Raw genomic sequence first — 24475 nt, 5'->3', positions numbered from 1 at the left:
CGCGCACCGAGAGCGATCGGCAACGGGGGCAACGAACGAGAGGAGAAGTAGATGTCCATCGTGCAGGAGGTCGGCCCGTCGGGCGTTACACAGGACCACTGGTTCGACCTGCCGATCACCATCGTCAATGACGACGGCTGCGTGGCGAGCGACGACTGCGACACCTCGGATGGCTGCTCGTCGACGTGCCCGTCGGCGTGCGTCAGCGCGTAACGAGGTAAGCGCCGTGCCGCCTCGACGGTCCTGGGGGCGCGGCGTGGAAGGGCACATGGCCATCGTGGCGGTTGCAGGAAGGAGCATGCGGATGGGCGGGATGCTGTACCGGCCGGCGGGTCCCGCGTTGCTGCGCGCTGCGGCCCGCCCGCTGGATGGCGTGGTGTCGGACTGGCCGGTGTTGGAGGACGCGGCAGCGTGCCGGGGCTGGTTGGCGAGGGTCTGGCCGCAGGCCCGGGAGCCGGTCGGGCTCGCCAGCGGTGCGTTGGCCGCGCGGGTCGAGCAGATCGTTGCCGGGCATCCCGTCGCCGACCGGCGGGTGCGGGCTGCTGCGGTGACGGTCGTGCGGTACCTGGTGCGTTCCGGGGCCGCTCGACGCCGTTCGCGCTGTTCGCGGGTGTCGCGCCGGCCCGGTTCGGCCAGGTGGCGTCGGTGCGCATCGGTGATCGCCATCGGTCGACGCTTCGGGCCGATGCCGCGTGGCTGGATGAGATCGTCAGCCGGCTGGAGGCGGGCCCGGTCCTGGCGCGAATGGAGGTCGTGTTCAACAGTCTGGCTGTCGAACGAGCTGGGCGGCTGGTTGTGCCTCGCGCCGACGGCCACGTCGAGATCCCTCTGACCCCACCGGTGCGGCTCGTGATGGATACCGCGAGAGGACCAGGGCGGTTCGCCGAACTGGCTGACCGGCTGGACGAAGAGTTCGCCGGCGTCGGCCGTGAGCGCATCGAGGCGATGCTGCGCCAGTTGGTCGCCGAGCAGTTCCTGACCAGCGGTCTTCGGGCACCGATGACGGAGACCGCTCCGCTCGGTCACCTGGTCGCGGCCCTTCAGCGAGCTGGTGCCTGCGATCTGGCCGAGGTCGGGCTGCTTGCGGATGAGTTGGCCGCGATCCACGCCCGGCTCGGGGAACTTAATGCAGCGCCGGAGCTGGGAGCCCAGGCGGGTCCGCGTGCGGACCTGATCACGGTGATGGACCGGGTCAGCCCGCAGCAGCGCTCGCCCATGGCGGTCGACCTCGTCCTCGACTGCGACCTGCACCTGCCCATGTCCGTCGCTTCGGACATGGCCGTGGCCGCCGGCGTCCTGACGCGGCTGGGTCGGGAGCCGCTGGGACCAGCCGCGTGGGCGGATTACCACCGCCGGTTCGTCGAACGCTACGGTGTTGACAGCGTCGTTCCGCTGATCGACGTGCTTGATGGGGCATCGGGGCTTGGCTATCCGGCGGGATATCCGGGCTCGGTGCTGCCGATTCCCGCGGCGACGGTGAGCGATCGAGACCAACGGCTGCTCGCGCTGGCCTGGAAGGCGCTTGCCGGCAACGGTCGCCCTGAGCTCACCGACGCGCTCATCGAGCATGCCACCGCTCGCGATTGACACGCCCGCTCTGAGCAGCGATCGAGAGTTCTTCTTCGAGGTGAGGTGAGCCGCCCTGCAGGCATACGTCGAACAGACATCGGGGTGGGATGATGCGGAACAGCACATAACCGCTGACAAGGAGTTCGCCGATCTGCCATTTGCCGTGGTCGAGGAGATCGCGCTGCTCCCCGACGCGCAAGGTCGTGGCATTGGCAGCCATCTGCTACGGGGCATCCTTCGGGCTGCTCAGCGGCGCGGCGTTCCGGTCCGGCTCAGCGTCTTCGTCAACAATCCCGCACAGGCTCTCTACATCCGCCTTGGTTTCGAAGTCGTGCGGATCGAGAATCCGCGCATGTCGATGCGGTGGGCCCCGGACAACGCGTGAGGCACCCCCGTTTCCCGGTCTTCAGCCGAACGTGCCTCCGAACGGGACAGTGGCCCGGCCAACGCTGGCCGCGGCCCGACGGGACCGGTCAGCGAGCTTTCAGGATCATCGTTCCTGTTTAAGCAGCTCGACGATGACCGGGTGGTCGTGGCCAGCGGAACGTGATTGTTGGCCGATGGAGACCGAGCACCCGGTTCACAGATCTCAAAATTAACGTGCGGAACATTCGGCGAATCTGATGTTCTGACGGTGTCTACGGCGTGACGTCAGACGGGGCGGCGCGTCCTGCGGGCGGAGGGGGCGGGTTTTCCTCGGCGGCTGCCGCCGAGCCGCGCACCGGATTCCCGGCTTGGCCGTTCGGCGCGCAGGTTGAGGGGCTGGCCGGCGATGCGGGTGCGGGTCAACGCCTGCTGGGTGTCCTTGGACAGGTCGGTGGGAAGTTCGACGAGGCTGTAGTCGGCCCGGATGTCGATCCGCCCGAAGTCCGCCCGGTCCAGGCCGCCCTCGTTCGCGAGCGCCCCGACGATCTGGCCCGGGGTGACCCGCTGGCGATGCCCGACCCCGATCCGGTAGGTGGCATAGACCGGCCGCGGCCCGCCCGCGCCGCGAGCGGGCCTGTCGCGGGCAGGCGGGGCGGTGTCAGGCGGGAGGAGGAACTCCCCCGGTTCCTGGCGGGTCATCACGGCCAGCGCCGCGGCGATGTCGGCGAGCGGAACGTCGTGCTCGTGGGTGTAGCCAAGGACCAGGTCCCTGAAGACGGCGTGGGCTGGCGCGTCGAGCGCGGCGGTGATCGCGTCGTGGAACTTCGCGACCCGCTGGGCGTTCACATCCTCCGCGGTGGGCAGTTCCATCTCGGCGAGCGGCTGGCGGGTAGCTCTCTCGATCGCGGCGAGCAGGCCCTTTTCCCTGGGGGTGACGAGCAGCAGCGCCTCACCGCTGCGCCCGGCGCGGCCGGTACGGCCGATGCGGTGGACGTACGACTCCGGGTCGGTGGGGATGTCGTAGTTGACGACGTGGGTGACCCGTTCGACGTCGAGGCCGCGGGCGGCGACGTCCGTGGCGACGAGCAGGTCGAGAGTGCCGTCACGGAGCTGGGCGATGAGCTTTTCGCGCTGCGGCTGGCTGAGGTCGCCGTTGATCGCCTCGGTGGCGAACCCGCGGCTGCGCAGCCGCTCGGCGACGTCCTCGGTCGCCGACTTCGTCCGCACGAAAATGATCATCGCTTCGAACGGCTCGACTTCGAGGACCCGGGTGAGCGCGTCCATCTTGCGCGGCCCGGCGACGGTCAGGAACCGCTGCCGGGTGTTCGCGGCGGTGACGGTCCGCGCCCTGATGGTGATCTCAACCGGGTCGCGCAGGTACTGCCGGGAGATGCGGCGGATCGGCGCGGGCATCGTCGCGGAGAACAGCGCGACCTGCTTGGCGTCGGGGGTGTCGGCGAGGATCCGGTCGACCTCCTCCTGGAAGCCCATCCGGAGCATCTCGTCGGCCTCATCGAGGACCAGGGTGTGCAGGCCGCCCAGGTCGAGCGTCCCGCGTTCCAGGTGGTCGATAACCCGCCCGGGAGTCCCGACGACGACCTGCGCGCCACGGCGCATCCCGGCCAGCTGGGGAGCGTAGGCCTGCCCTCCGTAGACGGGCAGCACATGCAGGCCGGTGAGGTGGTGGGCATACCGGCCGAACGCCTCGGCGACCTGCAGAACCAGTTCCCGGGTCGGGGCGAGCACAAGCGCCTGGGTGGAGGTGCTGCGCACGTCGATCCTGGACAGGATTGGGAGAGCGAACGCGGCGGTCTTGCCGGTCCCGGTTTGGGCGAGGCCGACGACATCGCGGCCCGCGAGCAGGGCGGGGATCGTGCCGATCTGGATCGGCGACGGCACCTCGTAGCCGAGTTCGGTGAGGGCTCGCAGGACCGGGGTACCAAGCCCGAGGTCATGGAACGTCGGCTGGTCTTCGGACTCGGTCACACCTGAGAGTACGGCTCCTGTGTGGCAGCCCGGCGAAACCGGGGCTCAGGCGGCCGGACCGGCCTCCCGCGCACCACTCAGTCGGCAAGGCGCATTCAGGGTGCGCCGGCGACGGTCAGGACGAGGCGACTGACGGGGGCGGCACGGGCAGGCCGGCCAGGGTCGCGTCGATGACGGCGACAAGTTCACCCCGGTCCAGCCCGATCCCGATCAGGGAGCCGATGCCCCGGAAGCCGACGACCAGCAACGTCGCCAGCGTGACCGGCTCGGCCGCTGGATCGAGGTCGCCGTTGCGCTGCGCGGCCCGCAGGCAGTCGGCCAGGGCCGCCCGCTGCGCCTCGAAGCTCTGGCGTAGGCGGGCCGTGCCGTCCTGGTCGCGCCCGGCCAGCTCGACGGTGAAGCGGCTGGCCATGCAGGCCAGCTGCTCGGGGTCGTTCAGCTGCCGGTCGAGCGAGTCGATGAGATAGGCCCGCAGGCGCTCCATCGCGGTCTCGTCCGGGCCGGCCAACGCGGCTGCGCCGCACGCCTCGTCCTGGTCGCAGTAGTCCCCCAGCGCGGCCAGGAACAGCGCGTGTTTGTCGCCGAAGGCGGCGTAGAGGCTGCCGCGGCCGAGCCCCGTCGCGGCCGAGATGTCGTCGAGACTCGTCCCGTCGAAGCCGTTCTTGCGGAATGCACGCTCGACGGCCGCCAGCACCTCTTGCCGGTCGAAGCCAGGTGGGCGCCCCATCGATCGATCGTAACCACGGATCTCGTTGTTGGCGGAATAGTCCAGAACCCTGAGCGTTCTTTACTGAACAGTCCAGATCGTTGGGCGTCCCCTGCCGACCGGGCGCCGCGCGCATGCGCCGGGCCCCGACCGCGAGATGCGAGCCAACCTCATGACAGAGCAGGACACCCAGCCCGACCAGGCCGGTCCCAGCCCCCAAGCTGTCCCGCTCATCCCGAGCCAGCGCCGTGCGGCCACCGGCGCACGGTCCGTCTCCCCGGCCCTGCTACTGACGATCCTGTCGATCGCGAGCTTCCTGGCCCAGCTCGACGTGTGGGTCACCAACGTCGGCCTGCCCGCCATCGGGCACGGCACCCACGCAGGTTCCCTCGCAGACCTGAGCTGGGTGCTCAACGGCTACGCGATCGTCTACGCCGCGCTGCTGGTACCGGCCGGCCGCCTGGTAGATCGGTTCGGCCGCAAGGGTGGTTTCCTGCTCGGCCTGATCGTGTTCGCCGTCGCCAGCATCGGCGCCGGCCTGTCCGGCGACATCTGGGTGCTGGTCGGGTTCCGGGTCCTGCAGGCCGCCGGTGCGGCCCTGCTCACCCCGGCCAGCCTCGGTCTGGTGCTGCTGACCGCGCCGCCGGCGAAGGTCGGCACCTACGTGAAGATCTGGTTCACCACCGGCGCGCTGTCGGCGGCTTCCGGCCCGGTGCTGGGCGGCCTGCTCGTGGAGGCGTCCTGGCGGTGGCTGTTCCTGGTGAACATCCCGGTCGCGGTGGCCGCGCTCGCGCTGGGCGCCCGTTACCTGCCCAGCAGCCGGGACGCCGACGACCACCTGCCCGACCTGCGCGGCGGCGGGCTGTTCATCGTCGCGATCGGCGCGCTGGCCCTGGGGCTGGTCAAGGCGCCGGACTGGGGCTGGTCGAGCGCCCGGGTGATCGTCGCGTTCGTCCTCGCGGCGGTCGCGCTGACGTGGTTCCTGGCCCGCTCCGCCCGCCACCCGGCGCCGGTCATCGCCCTCTCCCTGTTCCGGGACCGGGTGTTCACCACCGCCAACCTGGTGGCCTTCGTCGCCTTCGTGGCCTTCGGGATCGAACTGCTCTCGACGATCCTGTGGCTCCAGGGTCACTGGCACTACTCGGTGATCCGCACCGGGCTGGCCTCCACGGCCGGCCCGGTGATGTTCGCCGTCGGCTCGGCGGTCGCGGAGACCCTCCAGACGCGTACCCGGCTGCGGGCGGGACGGATCGCGGTCGCGGGCGCGCTGCTCGCCGCGGTCGGCACGATCATGCTGATTCTCCTGGTCACCGACGACCCGCGGTTCGTGGCCGCGTTCCTGCCGACCTGGGTGGTCCTCGGCCTGGGTTACGGCCTGGCGGTGCCGACCGCGATCACCCGGGCGACGGTCGGCCTGCCGCCGAAGGACTCCGCGACCGGCAGCGCGATCGTGACGATGGCCACCCAGCTCGGCTCGGTCATCGGAATCAGTGTCCTGGTGGCGATCCTGGGCCGCGCCTCCGGCGCGGCGAGCGAAGCGGTCTTCCAGCACGCCTGGTACGTGGCGGCCGGAGCGCTCGTGGTGGCGGCCCTCGCCTCGTTCGGCCTGGACTCGCAACCCACGGCGGCGGCTGGACCAGACCTCCCGCCGGTCGGAGCGGGCGCCGCCGACGCCGGCGATCCGGAGGCGGCGGTCGGAGTGTGAGGACGCCGCCGGCTTAGGCCGGCTCGGTGTCAGCGGCCGTGGGCGCGGCGAGCGTGGCATCCGGGCCGGCGAGCCGGTCCGCGCCGAGTGCGGAACCGACGTGTCGACCGCGGGATCCGAGGGGGCACGGTGATGTCTTCCGGCACTGCGGATCTCCCGAGGCAGGGGCTGTCGAGCACGCCACCGTCGACGACCTGGACACCGAATTCGCCGATGCTTTTCTCCTCGCTGTCCGCGAGCGCGACCTCACCGGGCTCGGCCGATTTTCTGACGACAACGAGCTCCTGCGCCGGGCTGGGGTCACGATGGATGGCGGGCAGCCAACCGTCGCGGGGGGTGACCGCCTGGGCGATCTCGCGGGCCCGGCTGACGATGATGCCGTCACGTTGCTGCGCGGGCAGGTCCAGCAGTACCTGTGCGGCGTGGCTGGCACCCGCGGCGATCTCGCCGTCGTGGAGCAGGCAGGCGGCCTGTTCTAGGTGCACCAGGGCCCGGTCGAGGTAGTCGTCGGTGGGGTAGAGCTCCAGCGCGCGCCGCTGGGCTTCCCCGGCGCGTCGGCTGTCGTGCAGGTGGGTGAGGGCGTTGCCGTGGTGGAAGCGCAGTTGCGCTTCGTTGTAGCCGAACGCCGAGTCGGTGGTGTCGTCCGGGGTGAGAGCGGACAGGATCGTTTCGGCTCGGGTGATGGCGGTGTCGGCGTCGGTGGGATGGCCGAGGATCGCGTGGGCGCGTGCCTCCAGGGCCGCGGCCAGCACCGCACCGACGCAGACCGTACGTCCGGCCGCCGCCTGGGCCTGCTGGGCGACGAGTGCTGCCTGCCTGACGTCGAAGGTGTAGAAGATCGTGTACGCGTCCTGGGCGCGGACCCAGGAGCTCAGGGCGGGGTCCCCGGCTTCGTCGGCGGCGAGGCGAGCGGTACGCCCCCAGGATCGTGCGGCGTGGCGGGCACCGAGCTTGAGGAGAGTCAGGCTGATGAGTCCGGCCATCTGGGCGATTGTCCGGGTGAGGCGGCGCGTCACGCTGGCGGGATGCGGGCGGGCGAAGGCTTCCGACAGGTCGGTGAAGTCGGTGGTGAGGTCGTCCAGCAGCAGGCGAGCGGGCTGGTAGCGCGTGGCTCTCCCATGTGCCGCGACCAGGAGGTCCCAGTCGTCGAGGCTTGCCATGCTGGTCGAGGTGGTGAGGCTGTCGGTCACCTGCCGGCGGAGCTGTTCCAACGCGGTCAGGTCGTCGGTCTCGGTGAGCTCGACGTGGCTGCCTGTCTGGTCCTTCGGTCCGTCGTCTTGCCCGGCCGCCCGGCCGAGGCAGGGGCCGAGGGCCTGCGTGCGCTGGAACTCGCCCAGACCACAGGCTCCACCCGCGCCGACGCCCTGCTCGACGGCATGGCGGGAGCGCTCACGGGAAACGATCGGGTGGTGGAGGTCGGCCAGTTCCTCGCCGCGCGCCGGGTCGTGAGCGCCGCCAGGAGGAGACAGCCATTCCTATGATCACCACGGCGACCAGCGCCGAGGTGACGCGAGCCGGAGCACGGGCGGCCGTGCTGCCGGTGGGCAGCTTCGAGCAGCACGGCGCCCATCTCCCCCTCACGACGGACACGTTGATCGCCCAGGCGATCGCCGAGGCTGTGGCTGACGCGTACGGTCTGCTGCTGCCCCCCCCGATCACGTTCTCGTGCTCCCACGAACACGGCTCCGCACCGGGAACCGTGAGCATCTCCTCCACCACCCTGACCGCGGTCATCCACGACGTCGCCGCATCGCTGCGCCGTTCCGGCATCCCCGTGCTGGTGCTCGTCAACGGGCACGGCGGCAACTACGTCCTGAGCAACATCGTCCAGGAAGCCAACGTCGACGGGCCGGCCATGACCCTGTTCCCTGGACGGGCTGACTGGACGGCGGCGCGTACCGAAGCCGAGCTGGAGACCGACGGCCATGACGACATGCACGCCGGCGAGCTGGAGACCTCCATCCTTCTCCACGCACACCCTGACGTCGTCCGGCCCAGCTGGGAGAGCGCAGATGAGGGCGGCGGCCCGCGCCCTCATCTGCTCATCCATGGCATGCAGGCGTATACCCGGACCGGAGTGATCGGCCGCCCCTCCCTCGCCACCGCCGAAAAAGGCAAACGGCTGCTGGACAGCCTGGCCACCCTGATGGCCGACCACCTCGACGCGCTCGGACTGCCTGGCCGCTGACCGGTCGCGCACTGGCCTCCGCCAGCACTCCGAGCCGCGCCTGGCCACTCGAACATGGAATGGGGCTATGCGCCCGAGGTCTGGGCATACGCGGACCAGGTGTGAGCGTGATTTGGCATGGCCTTGTCGGTGGGCGACGAGATCGGCGTGGAGGTACTCTCCCCCAAGCGGCTCCACGACCTCCGACACGGCTCGGTTTCGATCATGCTGTCCAAGGGAGTCGACATCACGATCGCCTCGAAGGTCGTCGGTCACTCTTCGACGTCGGTCACCGCGAACCTGTAAGCGTATCTGCTGCGGTCGACCGGCCAGCAGGCGGCGGAGACGGTGGCTGCCGCGATCCCGCGCACAACGGTTCGTCCCCACCCTGTCCTCACCACCGGAACCAACGGCGGCGGGATCGTGAAGGGCGGAGGCTTCGGGCCTGGTCAGGGGCCTGCCCGTAAAGGACAGACCCCCACCAAGCGAGTGGAGGTGGCGGGAATCGAACCCGCGTCCTCCGGCACCGAACCAGGGCTTCTTCGGGCGGAGCCTGCTACTTGTTTCTCGGCCCCGTCAGACTCGCAGGCAAGCTGACATAGGCCCAGTCGCTGTTTGGTTTTCCGCCTTGCCCCGCGACCGGGCCAAGCGGTGATCCTCCTAGCGACGCCAGACCCTGGGCCGGAGGAACTCCCAGGCTGACGGTTGAACTACTTAGGCCGCGAGGGCGTAAGCGTCAACAGGCTGCGTCTTGTTGGCAGCTGTTTTTTTGAGCGGAGCGTTAGCGAGATAACCGCTCATCCTCGACCCGCTTCCCCTGTCTCGACGTCCGAAGTCGAAACCGATCACCCCCAGGTACGACGGTACTGAGGGTCGAGTCTACCCCAGGACCGCGCGGACACCGCCCCGCCGCGAGACCATCGCGGCACGAGACCACGGCGGCACGAGACCACGGCAGCACGCGCGCCGCGGCGGGCATGTCCGGGCGCCCGGGATAGTTGTATCGGCAACAACGTTCGTGCGGGCACCTCGTCCGCCGCCTTCGGGGAGAGCATCGTGGCCATCAAGGAACTGGGGCACCTCGTCCTGTACGTGCGTGACCTCGAACGCTCCGTCACCTTCTACCGGGACGTCCTGGGTTGGCGCCAGGTGTTCCCCTACCCCGCGGACGACACCGGCGGCCCGCTGCGCGCACCGGTGGCAGCGTTCTCCTCCGGGCGGACCCACCATGAGCTGCTGCTCATCGAGGTCGGCGAGGATGCGGCCGCCGTCCCGGCCGGGCGCCGGCTCGGCATGTACCACTTCGGGCTGAAGGTCGGTGACAGCGACGACGAGCTGCGCGAGGTGCTGGCGACGATCCAGCGCGCGGGCGTCCAGATCGTCGGCGCCTCCGACCACACCGTCACGCACAGTCTCTACATCCTCGACCCGGACGGCAACGAGATCGAGCTGTACATCGACGTCGCGGACGCGGACTGGCGTTCCGACCCGGCCCTGGTCGCCGCCCCGATCCGTCCGCTGCGCCTGTAGCGAGCCGGCCGGGCAGGCAACGGGGCAACGGCTGGCGGACGGCGGACGGCGGACGGCGGACGGCGGACGGCGGACGGGCCTACCGGAAGCGGCTTCCCGCGCGCTGCGCGTGGACGAGGTCGGTGGGGGCGGTGGCGGGCGAACCGGCGTCGTACGGCGGCTGCGGGTCGTACTCGATGCCCAGTTGGATGCCCTGCGCCCGCCGGTCCCCGGCGATGCGGCCGGCGAGCGCGAGCGCCATGTCCAGCCCGGACGACACCCCGGCCGCGGTGACGTACTTGCCGTCGAACGTCACCCGCTCGCGGCTCGGGACGGCACCGAGGGCGGCCAGGGCGTCCACGGCCAGCCAGTAGGTCGCCGCCCGCCGCCCGCGCAGCAGGCCGGCGGCGGCGAGGATCAGCGAGCCGGTGCACACCGACGTCGTCCAGGTGCTCGTCCGGTCCACCGCACGCAGCCAGGCGTGCACCGGGCCCTCGGTCATGTGGTCGCTCTGGCCCGGCCCGCCGGGCACCAGGACGACATCCGGGTTCGTCACCTCGGCCAGCGGCGCGTCCACGGTCAGGCCCAGCCCACCGGACTCGTCGCGTACCGTCCCGACCCGTTCGCCGACGAAGACCACCTGCGCGTCCGGTAGCTGCCGCAGTACCTCGTAGGGCCCGATCGCGTCCAGAACCGTCACCCGTTCGAACAGCAGGATCGCGATCCGCATGTCCGCTCCTCGCCCGCACCCGGCACTCCCAGTCACTTTGGGTGACACTACGCCGGTGGCGGCGTCCGAGGAGCCGGCGGATCGGCGGGAGACAGCGGACCGGCGGGTGTGGCTGCTGATGGTGATGGCCGGGCTGACCGGCCTGGTGGACGCGACCAGCTACCTCGGGCTCGGCCACGTGTTCGTGGCGAACATGACCGGCAACGTCGTCTTCCTCGCGTTCGCCCTGGCCGGCGCCCCAGGACTGTCCGCCGACCTGTCGGCGCTGGCCCTCGTCGGTTTCCTCACCGGCGCCGCCCTCGCCGGCCGGATCGGACGGCATTCCACACCCGGACGGCACTGGCTGCTGGTCGGGATCGGCACGCAGGTCACCCTGCTCGGCGCGGCCCTGCTCGCGGCGATCCTCACCGACGCCGTGGGCACCGGCGGTGGGCACGACCCACGGCTGCGGTACGAGGTGGTCGTGCCGCTGGCGATGGCGATGGGACTGCAGCACGCGACCGCGCGGCGGGTGGCCGTCCCCGAGGTTCCGACGAACGTGCTGACCACGACGCTGACCGGCCTGGTCGTCGACTCCCGCCTCGCCGGCGGACCCGGTTTCCACGCCCCCCGCCGCCTCGGCGCGCCCGCGGCGATGTTCGGCGGTGCGCTGCTCGGCGGCGCCTGCCTGCTGCACGTCGCAGCCCTCATCCCGCTCGCCCTCGCCACCGCACTCGCGCTGGCCTGCCTGCTGGCGACAGCCCTCGGACGTCCATCCGACTCCTGAGCGCGGCCGTCAGGCGCTGCCCTCAGTCCAGCCGGGCGGCGACGGTGGCAGCGGCAGCGATGGCGATGGCAGCGGTGACGGTGAGGCTGGCGGCGATGGCGATGGCGATGGGGCTGCGGCTGGCGGCGAGACGGGGACGCAGACCAGGGCCCAGGGTTGGTCGCGTAGCCGGGTCATCATGACGGTGACGGCGGGACCCCCGGGAACAAGGTCGCGGCGGCGCGGAAGCAGGCGGCGGCGCAACGCGTCGACGTCACCGGCGAGGCCACGCCGGCGGATCTCCAACGACCCGATGCCGCGGGTACGCAGCAGCGCGCCCAGCCGGCGCACGTCGAACGGCAGATCGGCGTCGATGCGCAGCAGGCGCGCGAACGGGGTGTCCACCGGATCGTCGGACGTCAGAAAGGCGATCATCGGGTCGATCTGCCAGGCGTCCAGGCGGCGCGCGAGCTCCCCCACCAGCCCGGCACGGGTCACCGCGGGGCTGGGGTCATACAGATACCCGCCGGGAGCGCCGAGCCGGCCGTCCGAGTCCGGCGCATCCGGCTCCCCCACCAGGCTCACCGTTCGCTCCGGCCCGGCCGCACCCACGGGGCCTGCCCCGTCGGCCGGGCCTGCCGGCGCCTGCTTTGACGGTTCCGCGGAACCGTCCGACGGGACGGGGCGCAGGATCGTCGCCCGGCGGCGGGCGGAGGCGAGCGCGGGGGAGAACAGGACGGCTTCCTTGAGGTCCCGGCCGTCCGCGACGAACTCGATCTCCCAGCCGGACGGCACCACCGCGACGTCGATCCCCGGGGCGGCCTTCACCGCCACCGCGGCGACCTGGTCCACCAGGGCGAAACACCACGGCAGCGGGGGTTCGCAGGCGGACGATCCCAGCCGCCGATCCCCGGCCCGCCGCGCCGGATCGACGAACACCCCGTCGAACCCAACAAGATCAATATCCCGGACGTCCGCCAGCCGCGTCCCGACCCGCGCGCTGATCCCCGCCCCCGCATGCCCCGCGGACGTGACAGCGGACGTGCCGTCGCCCCGCCCCGCGCCGCCGAACCCGGCGCTGTCCGTCGCGGCGCTGTCCGTCGCGGCGCTGTCCGTCGCGGCGCTGTCCGTCGCGGCGCTGTCCGTCGCGGCGTCGAGTGCGGCGTTGTGCGCGGCCATCCACAGGTGCAGCGGGTCCCGGTCGACCAGCAGGATCTCCCGGTCGGCCGTGCCCGCCTCGCCGTCCGCCGCGTGGACCAGGGCCTGGGCGTCACCGCCGATACCGGTACACAGATCCGCCAGCCGGGCGAGGCCCGCGAAGCGCTCGGCCCGATGCGCGGCGGCGGCCTGCGAGGACGCCTGCTCCAGCCCGGCGCGGGTGAAGAACATCCGCTCCGCGAGCGCGAACTTGGCCTGGGCATGACGGCGCAGCTCCGCCTGGCCGAACGCGACCGCGACCAGCTCGGCCGGCACCCCCTCGGCCCGCAGCCGCGTCCCCACCGCCAACTCCCGAGCCGCGACTGCCCTGGACCCACCCTGCCCGGCATAGACGGCGCAGGCCGCCGCCAGGACCTCAACCCCCCGCGGGGTGAGCAGAGCCTCGAACCGCGACAGCCGCCCAGCCTCGCCAGCACCGTCACCGGCATCGGCGGCAGCGGCGGCATCGGCGCGGTCACCGGCAGCGGCCGGAGCGGCGGATCGGCTGGTGCTCAGCTGTAGCGGCCCTTGACCCGGCGGCCCATCTCGCGGCTGATCTCGCGGGCAGCGTCCCGATCGGCGAGGGCGTGGCGCTTGTCGTAGGCCTTGCGACCACGGGCCAGGGCGATCTCGATCTTCGCCCGGCCGTCCTTCCAGTACAGACTCAGCGGAACGAGGGTGAGGCCGCCCTCCTGCGTCTTGCCGACGAGCTTCTCGATCTCGGCCCGGTGCAGCAGCATCTTGCGCTTGCGCCGTGGGGCGTGGTTCGTCCAGGTGCCCTCGGTGTACTCCGGGATGTGCACGTTGTGCAGCCAGGCCTCACCGTCGACGATCTGGGCGAACCCGTCCACGAGTGACGCCCGACCGGCCCGCAGCGCCTTCACCTCGGTGCCGCGCAGCACCAACCCCGCCTCGTACGTGTCGAGGATTTCGTAGTCGTGGCGGGCCCGCTTGTTCTGCGCGATGGCCTTGCGCCCCTGCTCCCTCGGCACCGTCTGCGCCCCTTCTCCCTACACCGTCCATCATCCGCGAGTACCCGCGACCCACGTCCAGCGACCCACGCCGAGCGACCTACGTCCATCAACCCGTGACCCGTCCACCCGAACCGCCGCGCCCGTCCGCGACCCGTCCGCGGCCAACCTGCGGCCCGCCGACGTCCGCCCATCCAGCAGCGCCCTTCCATCGTATCGATCATGCGAGTCCACCCGGCACCCGCCACCGCGGCCCGAACACCAAACCCATCATGCCCGCGCGCCACCCGCCACGGATTATTCGGCCCCCGACCGCATCGTCATGGGCGTCCCGTGACGACGAGACGAGATCCACCACTAAAAGCGATGAATCCATGGCACCTAGTGGCAATGAAGCGCCAAACACCTCGACACCCCCGAACCACGGTCACGTGATCATGAGATGCCGAGGGTTCGTCAAGGATTTCGGCCCCGGAAATCCGAACAGCCCTCGGCATGGTGCCGCACAACCCTCGGCATCTGGTGGCGGCCGGGGTTTCGTCCGGTGGGCCGTGAGGCGATGGGGGTTCGGACGGGAGATGAGGACAGGGACCGGGGGGCGACAGGGACGAGGACCGGAGGCGACCAGGACCGGGACCGGGACCGGGGCAGACAGAGACGGGGGCTGGGGACCAGGACGCGGGGACCAGGACGCGGGGGTGGGGTCAGACGCGTAGGTGGCGGCGCAGGGCCAGGGAGGCCATGGCTGCGGCGGCGAACAGGCCTACGGCCAGGACGGCGGCGGCGGATTCCCAGACGGCCGACCAGTCGAATAGGGGGAAGGTGGACTGGCGGGTGAACTGGCCGTCCACCAGCAGGACCTTCGCGGCGACCAGCAGGCCGGCGGCGCACAGGCCGCCGACCACGCCGGCGACCGCGCTCTCGAGCACGAACGGCGCCCGGATCGTCCCGTTGGACGCTCCGACCAGACGCATGATGGCGGTCTCCCGGCGTCGACCGTGCGCGGAGATGCGGATCATCGTGTAGATCAGGGCGAACGAGGCCAGGGCCTGGACCGCGGCGAGGGTGAACGCGCCGATCGTGAAGGCGTCGAGGAAACGGTAGAGCGGCGCCAGCAGGGCCCGCTGGTCGCGGACGGCCTCCACCCCGTCGAGGCCGGTGTAGGTGACGACGACATCGCCGGACGTGCGGGGGTCGGCCAGAGTGAGGCGCAGGGCGGCGGGCAGGTCCTCGGGGGCGACGCCGGCGACGACGTCCGGGGAGCCGCGGAAGTCCCGGCGGAACCGGTCGAAGACCTGCTGCTTGCTTTCGTACCGGACGGCGGTGATCGCCGGGTCGGCGTGCAGGTCGGCCTCGAGGGTGGAGCGCTGCGCGGGGGTGATGGCGTCGGTGAGGTCGATGACGACCTCGAGCTGGCCGAGCAGGTAGCGGTCGATGGTGTGCACCTGGGCGCGCAGCAGCAGTCCGGCGCCGAGCATGGCCAGGCAGATGGTGATCGTGACGATCACCGAGGCGGTCATCGCGAGGTTGCGACGCAGGCCCGTCCACCACAGTGCGGCCAGCGGTCCCGGCCGCATCAGCCCACCGCCCCACGCGAAGCCGGCACCCCGGACGCCCCGGACACCCCGGCAGCCCCGGACGCCCCCGCGGTTCCGGACGCCCCGACAGCCCCGGACACGCCGGCAGGCCCGGCAGCCCCGGATGGCCCGCCAGCCCCGGGGGACCATGGCAGTTCGCGGCCGGACTGGGTCGGGATGCTTGGCGCGAGGGGTACGGGGGCGGTGTCGTAGCCGCCGCGGGCCTCGTCGCGTACGAGGGTGCCGTCCGACAGTTCGAGGACACGGCGGCGCATCGCGTCGACGAGGGCGGCGTTGTGCGTGGCCATCAGGACGGTCGTGCCGGCCTGGTGGATGGCGTCCAACAGGTGCATGATCTCGATGCTGGTGGTGGGGTCGAGGTTGCCGGTGGGTTCGTCGGCGAGCAGCACCCGTGGGCGGCCGACGAAGGCCCGGGCGATCGCCACCCGCTGTTGTTCGCCGCCGGAGAGCTCGTCCGGGTAGCTCTGGGCCTTCTCCCCCAGCCCGACGAGTTCCAGTGCTTCGGGGACGATGCTGCGCACGACATGTCGGGGCCGTCCGATGACGTCCAGGGCGAAGGCGACGTTGGCGGCGACCGTCCGGTTCGGGAGCAGCCGGTAGTCCTGGAAGACGCAGCCGACGGTCCGGCGCAGACGCGGTACCCGGCGGTCGGGGATGCGCGCGACGTCCTGTCCGGCGACGACGACCTGCCCGCTGGACGCCCGTTCCTCCCGCAGGAGCAGCCGCAGCAGCGTCGACTTGCCCGAACCGGACGGTCCGACGAGGAACACGAACTCTCCCGCGCCGATCTCCGCGCTGACATCGGACAGAGCGGGACGGATGCCGCTGGGATACCACTTGCTCACCGCGTCCAGGACGATCACTGCACCCTCCTCACGCAAGGCACCACGCTGCACACATTCCGTGACGGAGATGGTAGGGCGTGACCGGAGCCGCATCATGCGGGCGCGCCGCCCGGCGGAGTTTCCGGGTACGCACGGTCATGCTTCGGACTGACAGTGAGCGCGGCGAAAGGGCGCGCACGGGCGTACCGTGAAGGCGTCACGGTTCTGCCACGACATCAGACCCGGAACGAACCTCCCCGGCGAGACGTTTGGTGTTTTCGCAGGTGCGGTCCGGTGCCGCGGGAAGGAGGCGGCATGGGCAGCGAGGATCTGGTCTGCGCGAGCTGCTCGGGTCTGGTGATCGAAGGCCGGTGCCCGACGTGCCGAGCGTCCCGGGAGTACCTGCGGCGTAACTCGCCGAACCTGTCCCCACAGCTGTTCCTGACGATCCTGGTGATCATCATGGTGCTCACGGCGCTGGCTGTTCGCCACGCCTCCTGATCGCCTGGTCCCGTCCCGTCCGTGACACCGCCAGCAGGTGAGGGAGCCGCGCGGGTGAGCGCCGAACCCCCAGCGCGACCCGGGCCTGCCGCGCGACCCACGCACACGCCACATATCGGCCTGGGCACGCGCACACCGAGCGTCGGTGCGGCCGCGCGCACACTGCGTCTCGGTGCGGCCGCGTGCGCACTGGGCCTGCTGGCCGGGCTCGGTCTGGTGGCCTGCGGCGACTCCGCCAGCACCAGCGACTCCCCCGTCGTCAGCCCGGCCGCCGGCACCTCCGCATCGGGCACGGCCGCATCGGGCAGCACGGCGTCTCCCGAGGCGCTGGGCTCGACCACCGGCGCGAACGGTGTGCGAACAGTGACGAGCGGTCTCGCCGCCCCCTGGGACGTGGCGTTCCTGCCCTCCGGCGACGCCCTGATCAGCGAGCGGGACAGCGGCCGCATCCTGCGTCTGCCGGCTGGTAGCAGCACCCCAAGCGTGCTGACGACACTTCCCGGCGTCGTGCACCACGGCGAGTCCGGCCTGCTCGGCCTTGCCGTCTCCCCGACGTTCGCCACCGACCGTTACATCTATGCCTATTACACGTCCGCGCAGGACAACCGCATCGTCCGCTTCCGCGTGACCGGCGGCGGAACCGGCGCTGGGGCGGGAACCGGCGCTGGCACGGGAACTGGCGCTGGCGCTGGCGCTGGGGCGGGAAGCGGCGGGGCGGGGGGCGTCGGGATGCGGGCCGAGGCGCCGACGCCGATCCTCACCGGTCTGGCCGCCGGGGTCATCCACAACGGTGGGCGCATCCGGTTCGGCCCGGACGGGATGTTGTACGCGGGAGTCGGCGACACCGGCGACCACACACTGGCGCAGAACCGCGAGCGCCTCAACGGCAAGATCCTGCGCCTGCGCCCGGACGGCGGTGTCCCGGCGGGCAATCCGTTCCCCGGCTCGCTGGTGTACAGCCTGGGGCACCGCAACGTCCAGGGCCTCGCCTGGGATGGCGACGGCAGGCTGTGGGCGTCCGAGTTCGGCCAGGACCGCTTCGACGAGATCAATCTGATCGTCGCGGGCGGCAACTACGGCTGGCCGGTCGTCGAGGGCACCGGTGACACCGACGGCGGCCGTTTTCACAATCCCCTGGTCACCTGGACGACCGCCCAGGCATCCCCCAGCGGCATCGCCATTCGCGGCTCCACCCTGTACGTCGCCGCCCTGCGCGGGCAACGGCTGTGGGAGGTGCGACTCGCCGGTGCCGGCGTCTCGGGGCGGCCGACGGCGGTCCTGACCGGTACGGCGGGCGCGGGTCGGCTGCGGGCCGCTGTCAACGCCCCCGACGGCTCGGTCTGGATTCTCACCAACAACACCGACGGCCGCGGCCGGCCCCGCACCGGCGACGACCGCGTCCTCGCCCTGCCCTGACCTGACGCGCTGCCCTGACCTGACCGACCCCGCCGTGACGCGTGATGTTCAGTGACGGTGCGGGTGGGTGTGCGCGGCCAGGGCTGCGCGGGCCGCGAGGTGGCCGTCCAGAAGACGGTCGCGCAGGGCTACCACCTCGCCGACGACGATGACGGCGGGCGAGGCGATGTGCGCCTCGGCGGCACGGGTGGCGATCTCGGACAGGGGTCCGACGACGACCGTTTCGTCCGGGGTGCCGCCAGCGTGGATCACGGCGCTGGGGGTGTCCGCGGGGCGGCCGCGTTTGAGCAGTTCCCGGCTGACGCCGGCGAGGGCCGTCACTCCCATCAGCACGACGATCGTGCCCGGGCCGGTGGCCAGGGCGTCCCAGTCGACGGTGGAACCCGGGTGGGAGGGGTCGACGTGACCACTGACGATGGTCACGTCCTGGGTGACGCCCCGATGGGTGACCGGGATGCCGGCGAGCGCCGGGACGGCGACGGCGCTGGTCACGCCCGGGACGATCTCGCAGGGTAGGCCGGCGGCGGCGCAGGCCAGTGCCTCCTCGCCGCCACGGCCGAACACGAACGGGTCGCCGCCCTTGAGCCGGACCACCCCCAGCCCCCGGGAGGCACGGTCGACGATCACGGCGTTGATCTCGTCCTGGGTGAGGTTGTGACCGTGCGGCGCCTTGCCGGCGTCGACGATCTCGCTGCCCGGCCGGGTCTCTGCCAGCAGTTCCCGCGGGGCCAGCCGGTCGACGACGACGACGTCCGCGATCCGCAGCAACCGCAGGCCACGGACAGTGATCAGATCCGCCCGCCCCGGCCCGCCACCGACCAGCGCCACCCATCCAGCGACGAATCCGCCCGACCCGCCCGGCCCGTCCGAGCCGCCATAGCTGTCCAGCCCGTCATGGCCATCCGACCCGTCATAGCTGTCCAACGCCACTCGCCTCCGCCCGCCTGCCAGACCCCTGCCCGCCAGAGACCGACCCACCCCAAGGGGCACGACTCATCCCAGTGTGCGGGTTGGCCAGCACCGACGGCGCGGAACCCCCAGATGCGTCACACCCTCGGACGCCCCGGCGTTCCGTAGGCAGTGCCGCCGTGCAGCGCCGCCGTGCGGTGCCGTGTGGTAGCTCAGGCACCGCGGCCGAGACGCCAGCGGGCCGCGCGGTAGGCCCGCCAGCCGGAGCGCAGGCTGCGCCGGGCGCTGGCGAGGGCATCGCGGTGGCCCTGGGCGACCAGGCGAAGGATCTCGACCGCGCCGGCGGTGGGTTCCACGACGAGCCGGCTGATCGCGAACCGGGACCGGATCGGCTGGTGCAGGCGGTAACCGATCTCGCAGGCGGAGCAGAACCCGGCCGCGGCGACGACGCTGCGCACGGACGCGCAGTGGTATCCGAACGGATAGGAGAAGCTGTCCGGGCTGCGGCCGGTGTTCTCCTCGATGGCCCGACGGCTGGCGGTCACGTCGTAGCGGGCGAGGGCGGTGGGGACGACGTCCAGCTCGAGGTGGCGATGGCCGTGCGAACCGAGTTCGACGCCCTCGCCGGCGAGGGCGGCGAGATCGGGCCAGTCCAGCAGGGGAAGGTTACGTTCGCTGTAACCGTCGAGCCAGGAGGCGCGGCGGCCGGCGTAGGCGGTGGGGACGTAGAGGGTGGCGCCGGCGCCGACGTTCTGCAGCGCGGGCAGCGCGGTGGTGACGAAATCCTCGAAGCCGTCGTCGAAGGTGATCGCCACCTGGCGACGCTCGGGATGCGCCAGCGCGTCGGACAGACCGGTGAGGTGATAGCCGTTCGCGGACAGCGCGCCGAGCTGCTCGGCGAACGCGCCCGGCGGGACCTCCCAGCGCCGGAAATCGGCGCTCACCGAATCACCCACGCTGTGATACATCAGGACGGGCAACGGAGTCGCGAGGGGAGGCTCGATCAGGCCGGTGTCAACCCCGGGAAGTGCGGTCGTCATGGTGGTCACCATCACTCCCTGCCCGCCGCGGCGGCTGCTACGCCCGGATTAGGCCGGTCAATTCCGCGTATCTGCCGGTGTGTGCAGAACTGGGGGTACACGGGCCGCACTCCCTCCGCGACGACGGTGCTCAATCGTGGACGAACAGGTGACACGGACGTACTTCCCATGAGGGTTCCCATCAGGCGTCGCAGCGCGCGAACCGGACGGAGCGAGCGAAGTTTAAACATCGAACGGTGCGCGAACTACTCCGGGACTCTACACGCGCATACCGGGCGTGCCAATGGTCCCGACCGCCGTGCCCGGTGCGTCCGGCGGGGATCAGGAACCACCCACCCGCGGGGACCCCGGGCCCCCCGTCACCACGATCAGATCGAACAGAATTTCACCGGATGGCCACGGTGGATACGCCTCGAACCCGCGAAAAAGGATATCTACCGGCCATCCGGCGGTGTCGTGCGGCGCCGGATGGCCGACCCGATCACGCCCGGCCCGATCACGCCGGGTTCTCGGCGGAACGCCGCCAGCGGATCTCGGCGTCGATGAACGCGTCGAGTTCGCCATCGAGAACGCCGCCGGTGTTGGAGGTCTCGGTGTCGGTGCGCAGATCCTTGACCAGCTGGTACGGATGCAGCACGTAGTTGCGGATCTGTGAGCCGAAGGAGACGTCCTGCGGGCCGCCGGTGATCCGGGCCTTTTCCGCGGCTTCCTCGGCCCGGCGCCGCTCGAGCAGTTTCGCCTGCAGGACGATCATCGCCGCCGCCTTGTTCTGCAACTGGCTGCGCTCGTTCTGACAGGTGACCACGATGCCGGTCGCCAGATGGGTGATCCGCACCGCGGAGTCGGTGGTGTTGACGCCCTGACCACCCGGGCCGGATGACCGGAAAATGTCGATCCGAAGTTCCTTGTCGTCAATATCGACATGGTCGGACAGTTCGACGACCGGTGTGACCTCGACGCCGGCGAACGAGGTCTGCCGGCGGTTCTGGTTGTCGAACGGGGAGATACGCACGAGCCGGTGCACCCCGTGCTCGCTGCGCAGCGTCCCGTAGGCGTAGGGGGCCTTGATCTGGAAGGTCGCCGACTTCAGGCCGGCCTCCTCCGCCTCGGAGGTGTCGAAGACCTCGGTGGCGTAGCCGTGCCGCTCCGCCCAGCGCAGGTACATCCGCAGCAGCATCGCCGTCCAGTCCGCGGCGTCGACACCGCCGGCGCCGGCGGAGAGCTGGACGATCGCGTCGCGCTCGTCGTACTCACCGGACAGCAGCGTGCGCACCTCGAGGGCGGCGATGTCCGTGGTGAGCGCGGGCAGGCCGGCGGCCGCCTCGTCGAGCAGGTCGTCGTCCCCGAGATCGACCGCGGCGAGGAGATCGTCGAGCCGGCTGCGCAGCCCCTCCACCCGAGCGAGATCACCCTTGGTGGAGGACAGTCTGCGGGTGACCGCCTGCGCCCGATCCTGGTCTGACCACAGCTCTGGATCCGCCGCCTGCTGCTCGAGCTCCTCGGCGCGGCGACGCAGCGCTGCCAGGTCGAGCACGGACTCGATGCCGCTGAGCGTGGCATCAAGCTGTTTGATCTCCTCGGACAGGTCGGCGGCCATGTCATTCACCTTACCGGGACCGTCGCACACCCACCGAAGCACCGATCTTGGCCCCGCACGCGTCCACACGTCCACACGTCCACCGACCCCCGTCCCGGCCCGGTCGCGGCGGTCGCCACCCGGTCGCGGCGGTCACGACCGGCCCGGTCACGGTAGTAGCGCCGGCCGTGGCCCGGCCGCGGGCTCGCGTGGCCCGCCCACCCATCCGTCACACGTCGCAGCCGTCCGGTGGCGGACCGGTCCGTGGTCGACCACGGACAGCCCGATCCGCGCCACGGCGCCAGTCGTGAAAGAACACATCATCGAAACATGCAATGTCCTGACGACATCGCGGTGAAACATGAAACGACGTGCCGGGAGCATTTGACCAACCAGCACCCGCGCCAAGGACAATCGAGTCCGCACCGGACCAGCGCATCCACTCGGATGATCGGCCGTCCCGGCGCTCGCGGCATTTGACGAAGAGATCTGGCCCACATCGTGGGCGGGGACGAACACCGGCATATGCGGCATCGAAAGGATATCTTCAGGTGCGGACTTCAGCGTTGAATTCGCCGAATGTCCGATGCTGTGTGTGGGATGCAAGGAGGCTGCGATGGCAACCGAAACCTGCCCGCTGACCGGTCGGACCGCCGGGTTAACCCCGATGGCCGCACACCAGGTCGCCGCCCGTCACCGTCCGCTGTCTCCGGGCCGCGGCGTGACCGTTCCCGCCGAGCCACGAAGGTTGCCGTCATGCCCCACCCGACCCCTGGCGCGAGAGCGGATCGAAGAACGGTTCTCGTCGCCACCAGCCTCGCGATGGGCGCCATAGGCATGGATGCCGACAGCACCGGCCCCGGCCCGTCCACTCCCGGCGGCCTCATCGGCCGTGAGCTCGCCCGTCACGCGGACGAGCGGCCCGCCGTCCTGCACGAGGTCTGCTCCGCTGTACTCGACGCGGCCGTCGGCGCCTACGAGACCACCGAACTCGCCACGACCGCCGCCGCTCTGGCCGAACTCGAGCAGGCGACCCGGGCGGTACCCGGCCGACACCGGCTGCGCGGGCGCGCCGCCCTGGACTGGATGCGTCTGCACGCCGCGGTCATGACAGCCGCTGCCGCCACCGCCTACGACCGAGGTCGGCACGCGGACGCCGCCATGCGGGCCGACCGGGCCGCGGCCCTCGCCCGCGCCGCCGGCGACGGTCCGCTCGCCGCGCGGTCCCTGGCGCTGCGAGCCCGGATCGTCCGTCCGCACAGCCCCGCGGTCGCCCTGCAGATCGCCGGGGTGGCCGCCCGGATCGCCGGGTTCAGCGCCACCCGCGCGTTGATCGCCGGCAAGGTCGTGACCAGCGCCTACGCCGCCACCGGCGACGCGGCCGGGGTCCGCGAAGGCGTCGCCCGCGCCTGGCAGACGATGGAACGCCTCGACGACACCGCCTTCGGCACCCCCGGCTTCGCCCTGGAGACCTACTCCCCCGCAGACCTCGCACTCGCCTGCGCCGAGGCACTCACCACCGTCGGCGCCGCCGACGAGGCCACCCCGCACCTGGAACGCGCCGCCCACCTGGTCACCGGCTCCGGCCAGACCGGAATGGTCGTCTCGGTCCGGATGGCCCAGGCCCGCGCGGCGCTGGCCCGCGAGTTCCCCGACCGCGACGAAGCCGCCGACCACGCCGGACGAGCCGTGGCCCTGTCCGCCACGCGCCCCGCCGAGTGGCTCGCCCGGCTCGTCCGGGACGTCTCCGCACTGTCCGAGCAGCGCACCGGCGAAGGCCTCGACGACCTCGTCGACGCCACCACCCCCTGGTTGCACCGCGAACCCGAACCGGACCCGCGCACCGCCCGGCTCCCCGCCCGTTTCACCCTCGGCGCCACCCCCGCCACCGGCCCCGGTAACGCCGCTGCCCGCGGGCTGGGTTCCCCCGTTCTCGGCACGACCGGCTTCGGCGCGACGGGTTTCGGCGCCTCCGGCTTCGGCGCGACGGGTTTCGGCGTGTCGGCCGCCACCGCCTCCGTCCTGCGCGCCGCCGCCCTCAGCGCCTACGGCGAGGGGACGTCCAGCGTCGACACCATGGAAGGCGACAGTCAGAGCACCGGGAGCGCCGCGGCTGGCGAACGGGGCGCTGACGAACTGAACGCTGACGAGCGGGGTCCTGGTGAGCGGGGTCCTGACGCGCGGGGCCCTGGCGAGCTGAACGCTGACGAGCAGGGCGCTGGCGAACAGGGCGTCATGGTTCGAAGGGCTGGCGGACCACCGACTGTGCCTGCGCCCCGGCCCGAACGGTAACCGGCCCGACGCCCAGCACGCCCACCACCGGCAGGTCGACCGTCCGCGTTCCTTCCACCCGCACCGTCGCCGCATCGACGAGGCTCGCGGACAGGGACGTCCGCCCACTGGGGTCGGCCTGCTGCTGGTACCGCGACACCGTCTCGTCGATGTCCGCCAACGGCAACCGGTCCAGCGTGCCCGCGGCGGTGTACACGGCGTTCTCGTCAATCCGCTGCGCCGCGGCCAGGGCGGCGCCGTCCGCCGCCGATGCCACCGAGCGCCGCGCCAGGTACACCGCCGACACGTCGGTCACCACCACCACCAGCATTGCCGCCACCATCAGATAGCCCAGGGTAAGAATCAGAATCGTCCCGCCATCCGACGGCTGCGGCTGCGGCTGCGGCTGCGGCTGCGGCTGCGCGGATACTGATGCCATATTCCTGCCACATCCGGTTACCCGGGCCTGCCCGGCGAACGGGCCGCGGACCACGAGCCGACCTGGGCGCGTCCGTCTCCGCAGCTCAGGCACGCGATTTCTCCTCTCCTGAGCCGCGGTCGTCCGCCGATTTCCCGCTCACCGCCGGACCCGCTTCTCACCGCCCCCGCATTGTAGAAGTATCAATTCCACCCGCCGCCAGGACCATCCCGGCTCGGACCTCAACGGCCAGCGGACGCCCGTGACACGC

The 24475-nt window shown here is 71.5% G+C and carries 24 protein-coding genes and 1 other RNA gene; 12 read left to right on the top strand and 13 right to left on the bottom strand.

Going from position 1 to position 24475, the window contains the following annotated elements; translation table 11 throughout:
* Positions 1-51: 51 nt before the first annotated feature.
* The 3 genes from MXD59_RS01750 to MXD59_RS01740 all read left to right on the top strand — a co-directional run bounded on the left by MXD59_RS01750 (position 52) and on the right by MXD59_RS01740 (position 1954).
* Positions 52-213, top strand: coding sequence for an FxLD family lanthipeptide (locus MXD59_RS01750; protein ID WP_248823146.1), 162 nt, complete (start codon positions 52-54; stop codon positions 211-213).
* A 198-nt stretch (positions 214-411) separates the two neighbouring features.
* Positions 412-1587 (top strand): lantibiotic dehydratase family protein, encoded by a 1176-nt coding sequence (locus MXD59_RS01745; protein ID WP_308301616.1) that lies wholly within the window; start codon positions 412-414, stop codon positions 1585-1587.
* A 55-nt stretch (positions 1588-1642) separates the two neighbouring features.
* A complete protein-coding gene (locus tag MXD59_RS01740) occupies positions 1643-1954 on the top strand; it encodes a GNAT family N-acetyltransferase (RefSeq protein WP_372511870.1) in 312 nt (103 codons plus the stop codon).
* A gap of 266 nt (positions 1955-2220) precedes the next feature.
* Here MXD59_RS01740 and MXD59_RS01735 read toward each other — a convergent pair whose 3' ends face one another.
* Together MXD59_RS01735 and MXD59_RS01730 are read right to left on the bottom strand one after the other, a co-directional pair.
* Entirely contained in the window at positions 2221-3921 is a 1701-nt protein-coding gene (locus tag MXD59_RS01735; RefSeq protein ID WP_248823143.1) for a DEAD/DEAH box helicase, read from the bottom strand.
* A 115-nt stretch (positions 3922-4036) separates the two neighbouring features.
* Positions 4037-4648, bottom strand: coding sequence for a TetR/AcrR family transcriptional regulator (locus MXD59_RS01730; protein ID WP_248815076.1), 612 nt, complete (start codon positions 4646-4648; stop codon positions 4037-4039).
* A gap of 151 nt (positions 4649-4799) precedes the next feature.
* Between MXD59_RS01730 and MXD59_RS01725 the strand changes: the two genes are divergently transcribed.
* Positions 4800-6332, top strand: a complete 1533-nt coding sequence (locus MXD59_RS01725; RefSeq protein WP_248823142.1) for an MFS transporter — start codon at positions 4800-4802, stop codon at positions 6330-6332.
* Positions 6333-6361: 29 nt separating this feature from the next.
* On the opposite strand, the gene MXD59_RS01720 is transcribed toward MXD59_RS01725, so the two are convergent.
* Complete coding sequence (locus MXD59_RS01720) at positions 6362-7522, bottom strand: NsdA family TPR-like regulatory protein (protein WP_248823141.1); 1161 nt, start codon at positions 7520-7522, stop codon at positions 6362-6364.
* An 87-nt stretch (positions 7523-7609) separates the two neighbouring features.
* Here MXD59_RS01720 and MXD59_RS01715 point away from each other — a divergent pair, with 87 nt between their 5' ends.
* The 3 genes from MXD59_RS01715 to MXD59_RS01705 all read left to right on the top strand — a co-directional run bounded on the left by MXD59_RS01715 (position 7610) and on the right by MXD59_RS01705 (position 8805).
* A complete protein-coding gene (locus MXD59_RS01715; RefSeq protein ID WP_163550160.1) occupies positions 7610-7813 on the top strand; it encodes a hypothetical protein in 204 nt (67 codons plus the stop codon).
* Positions 7810-8520 carry a creatininase family protein gene (locus tag MXD59_RS01710; protein WP_248823140.1) on the top strand — a complete coding sequence of 237 codons (711 nt, stop codon included), beginning with the start codon at positions 7810-7812 and terminating at the stop codon, positions 8518-8520. Before MXD59_RS01715 ends, MXD59_RS01710 begins: the two co-directional genes overlap by 4 nt.
* 117 nt (positions 8521-8637) lie before the next feature.
* Positions 8638-8805, top strand: coding sequence for a site-specific integrase (locus tag MXD59_RS01705; protein WP_248823139.1), 168 nt, complete (start codon positions 8638-8640; stop codon positions 8803-8805).
* Between the two features lie 181 nt (positions 8806-8986).
* Here MXD59_RS01705 and ssrA read toward each other — a convergent pair.
* Positions 8987-9352, bottom strand: a transfer-messenger RNA (tmRNA) gene (ssrA, locus tag MXD59_RS01700).
* 203 nt (positions 9353-9555) lie between these two features.
* Here ssrA and MXD59_RS01695 point away from each other — a divergent pair.
* Entirely contained in the window at positions 9556-10029 is a 474-nt protein-coding gene (locus tag MXD59_RS01695; RefSeq protein WP_248812906.1) for a VOC family protein, read from the top strand.
* A gap of 79 nt (positions 10030-10108) precedes the next feature.
* Here the strand turns inward: MXD59_RS01695 and MXD59_RS01690 are convergent, their stop codons facing one another.
* Positions 10109-10738, bottom strand: coding sequence for a DJ-1/PfpI family protein (locus tag MXD59_RS01690; RefSeq protein WP_248823138.1), 630 nt, complete (start codon positions 10736-10738; stop codon positions 10109-10111).
* A gap of 55 nt (positions 10739-10793) precedes the next feature.
* Here MXD59_RS01690 and MXD59_RS01685 point away from each other — a divergent pair, with 55 nt between their 5' ends.
* Positions 10794-11504, top strand: coding sequence for a YoaK family protein (locus MXD59_RS01685; RefSeq protein WP_248823137.1), 711 nt, complete (start codon positions 10794-10796; stop codon positions 11502-11504).
* A 9-nt stretch (positions 11505-11513) separates the two neighbouring features.
* Here MXD59_RS01685 and MXD59_RS01680 read toward each other — a convergent pair whose 3' ends face one another.
* From MXD59_RS01680 to ftsE, 4 genes are all read right to left on the bottom strand, one after another.
* Positions 11514-13196: a THUMP-like domain-containing protein gene (locus tag MXD59_RS01680; RefSeq protein ID WP_504858220.1), complete on the bottom strand. Its 1683-nt coding sequence runs from the start codon at positions 13194-13196 to the stop codon at positions 11514-11516.
* A complete protein-coding gene (smpB, locus tag MXD59_RS01675) occupies positions 13193-13672 on the bottom strand; it encodes an SsrA-binding protein SmpB (protein ID WP_163550796.1) in 480 nt (159 codons plus the stop codon). Before smpB ends, MXD59_RS01680 begins: the two co-directional genes overlap by 4 nt.
* Before the next feature lie 683 nt (positions 13673-14355).
* A complete protein-coding gene (ftsX, locus tag MXD59_RS01670; protein ID WP_248823136.1) occupies positions 14356-15228 on the bottom strand; it encodes a permease-like cell division protein FtsX in 873 nt (290 codons plus the stop codon).
* Positions 15228-16112, bottom strand: a complete 885-nt coding sequence (gene ftsE, locus MXD59_RS01665) for a cell division ATP-binding protein FtsE (RefSeq protein WP_248823135.1) — start codon at positions 16110-16112, stop codon at positions 15228-15230. The genes ftsX and ftsE overlap by 1 nt, the downstream gene beginning before the upstream one ends.
* A 276-nt stretch (positions 16113-16388) precedes the next feature.
* Here ftsE and MXD59_RS01660 point away from each other — a divergent pair, with 276 nt between their 5' ends.
* Both MXD59_RS01660 and MXD59_RS01655 read left to right on the top strand, forming a co-directional pair.
* Entirely contained in the window at positions 16389-16574 is a 186-nt protein-coding gene (locus MXD59_RS01660; protein WP_163550688.1) for a hypothetical protein, read from the top strand.
* A gap of 54 nt (positions 16575-16628) precedes the next feature.
* On the top strand, positions 16629-17990 hold the full coding sequence (locus tag MXD59_RS01655) for a PQQ-dependent sugar dehydrogenase (protein WP_248823134.1): 1362 nt from the start codon (positions 16629-16631) through the stop codon (positions 17988-17990).
* A gap of 48 nt (positions 17991-18038) precedes the next feature.
* Here MXD59_RS01655 and cobA read toward each other — a convergent pair whose 3' ends face one another.
* The 3 genes from cobA to prfB all read right to left on the bottom strand — a co-directional run bounded on the left by cobA (position 18039) and on the right by prfB (position 21536).
* Positions 18039-18878: a uroporphyrinogen-III C-methyltransferase gene (gene cobA / locus MXD59_RS01650; protein ID WP_248823235.1), complete on the bottom strand. Its 840-nt coding sequence runs from the start codon at positions 18876-18878 to the stop codon at positions 18039-18041.
* Between the two features lie 233 nt (positions 18879-19111).
* The gene (locus tag MXD59_RS01645; protein WP_248823133.1) at positions 19112-19939 is read right to left on the bottom strand and encodes a polysaccharide deacetylase family protein; all 828 of its coding nucleotides are present in this window, start codon (positions 19937-19939) and stop codon (positions 19112-19114) included.
* Between the two features lie 496 nt (positions 19940-20435).
* Positions 20436-21536: a peptide chain release factor 2 gene (prfB, locus tag MXD59_RS01640; protein ID WP_248812899.1), complete on the bottom strand. Its 1101-nt coding sequence runs from the start codon at positions 21534-21536 to the stop codon at positions 20436-20438.
* An 816-nt stretch (positions 21537-22352) separates the two neighbouring features.
* On the opposite strand from prfB, the gene MXD59_RS01635 reads away from it, so the two are divergent.
* Complete coding sequence (locus MXD59_RS01635; protein WP_248823132.1) at positions 22353-23807, top strand: hypothetical protein; 1455 nt, start codon at positions 22353-22355, stop codon at positions 23805-23807.
* On the opposite strand, the gene MXD59_RS01630 is transcribed toward MXD59_RS01635, so the two are convergent.
* On the bottom strand, positions 23749-24225 hold the full coding sequence (locus tag MXD59_RS01630) for a pilus assembly protein TadG-related protein (protein WP_248823131.1): 477 nt from the start codon (positions 24223-24225) through the stop codon (positions 23749-23751). The genes MXD59_RS01635 and MXD59_RS01630 overlap by 59 nt on opposite strands.
* Between the last annotated feature and the right edge of the window lie 250 nt (positions 24226-24475).

The organism is Frankia umida (genome assembly GCF_023242945.1).
Lineage (GTDB): Bacteria > Actinomycetota > Actinomycetes > Frankiales > Frankiaceae > Frankia > Frankia umida.
The sequence above is the reverse complement of the archived record's forward strand: the minus strand, read 5'-3'. Positions and strand labels throughout refer to the sequence as shown.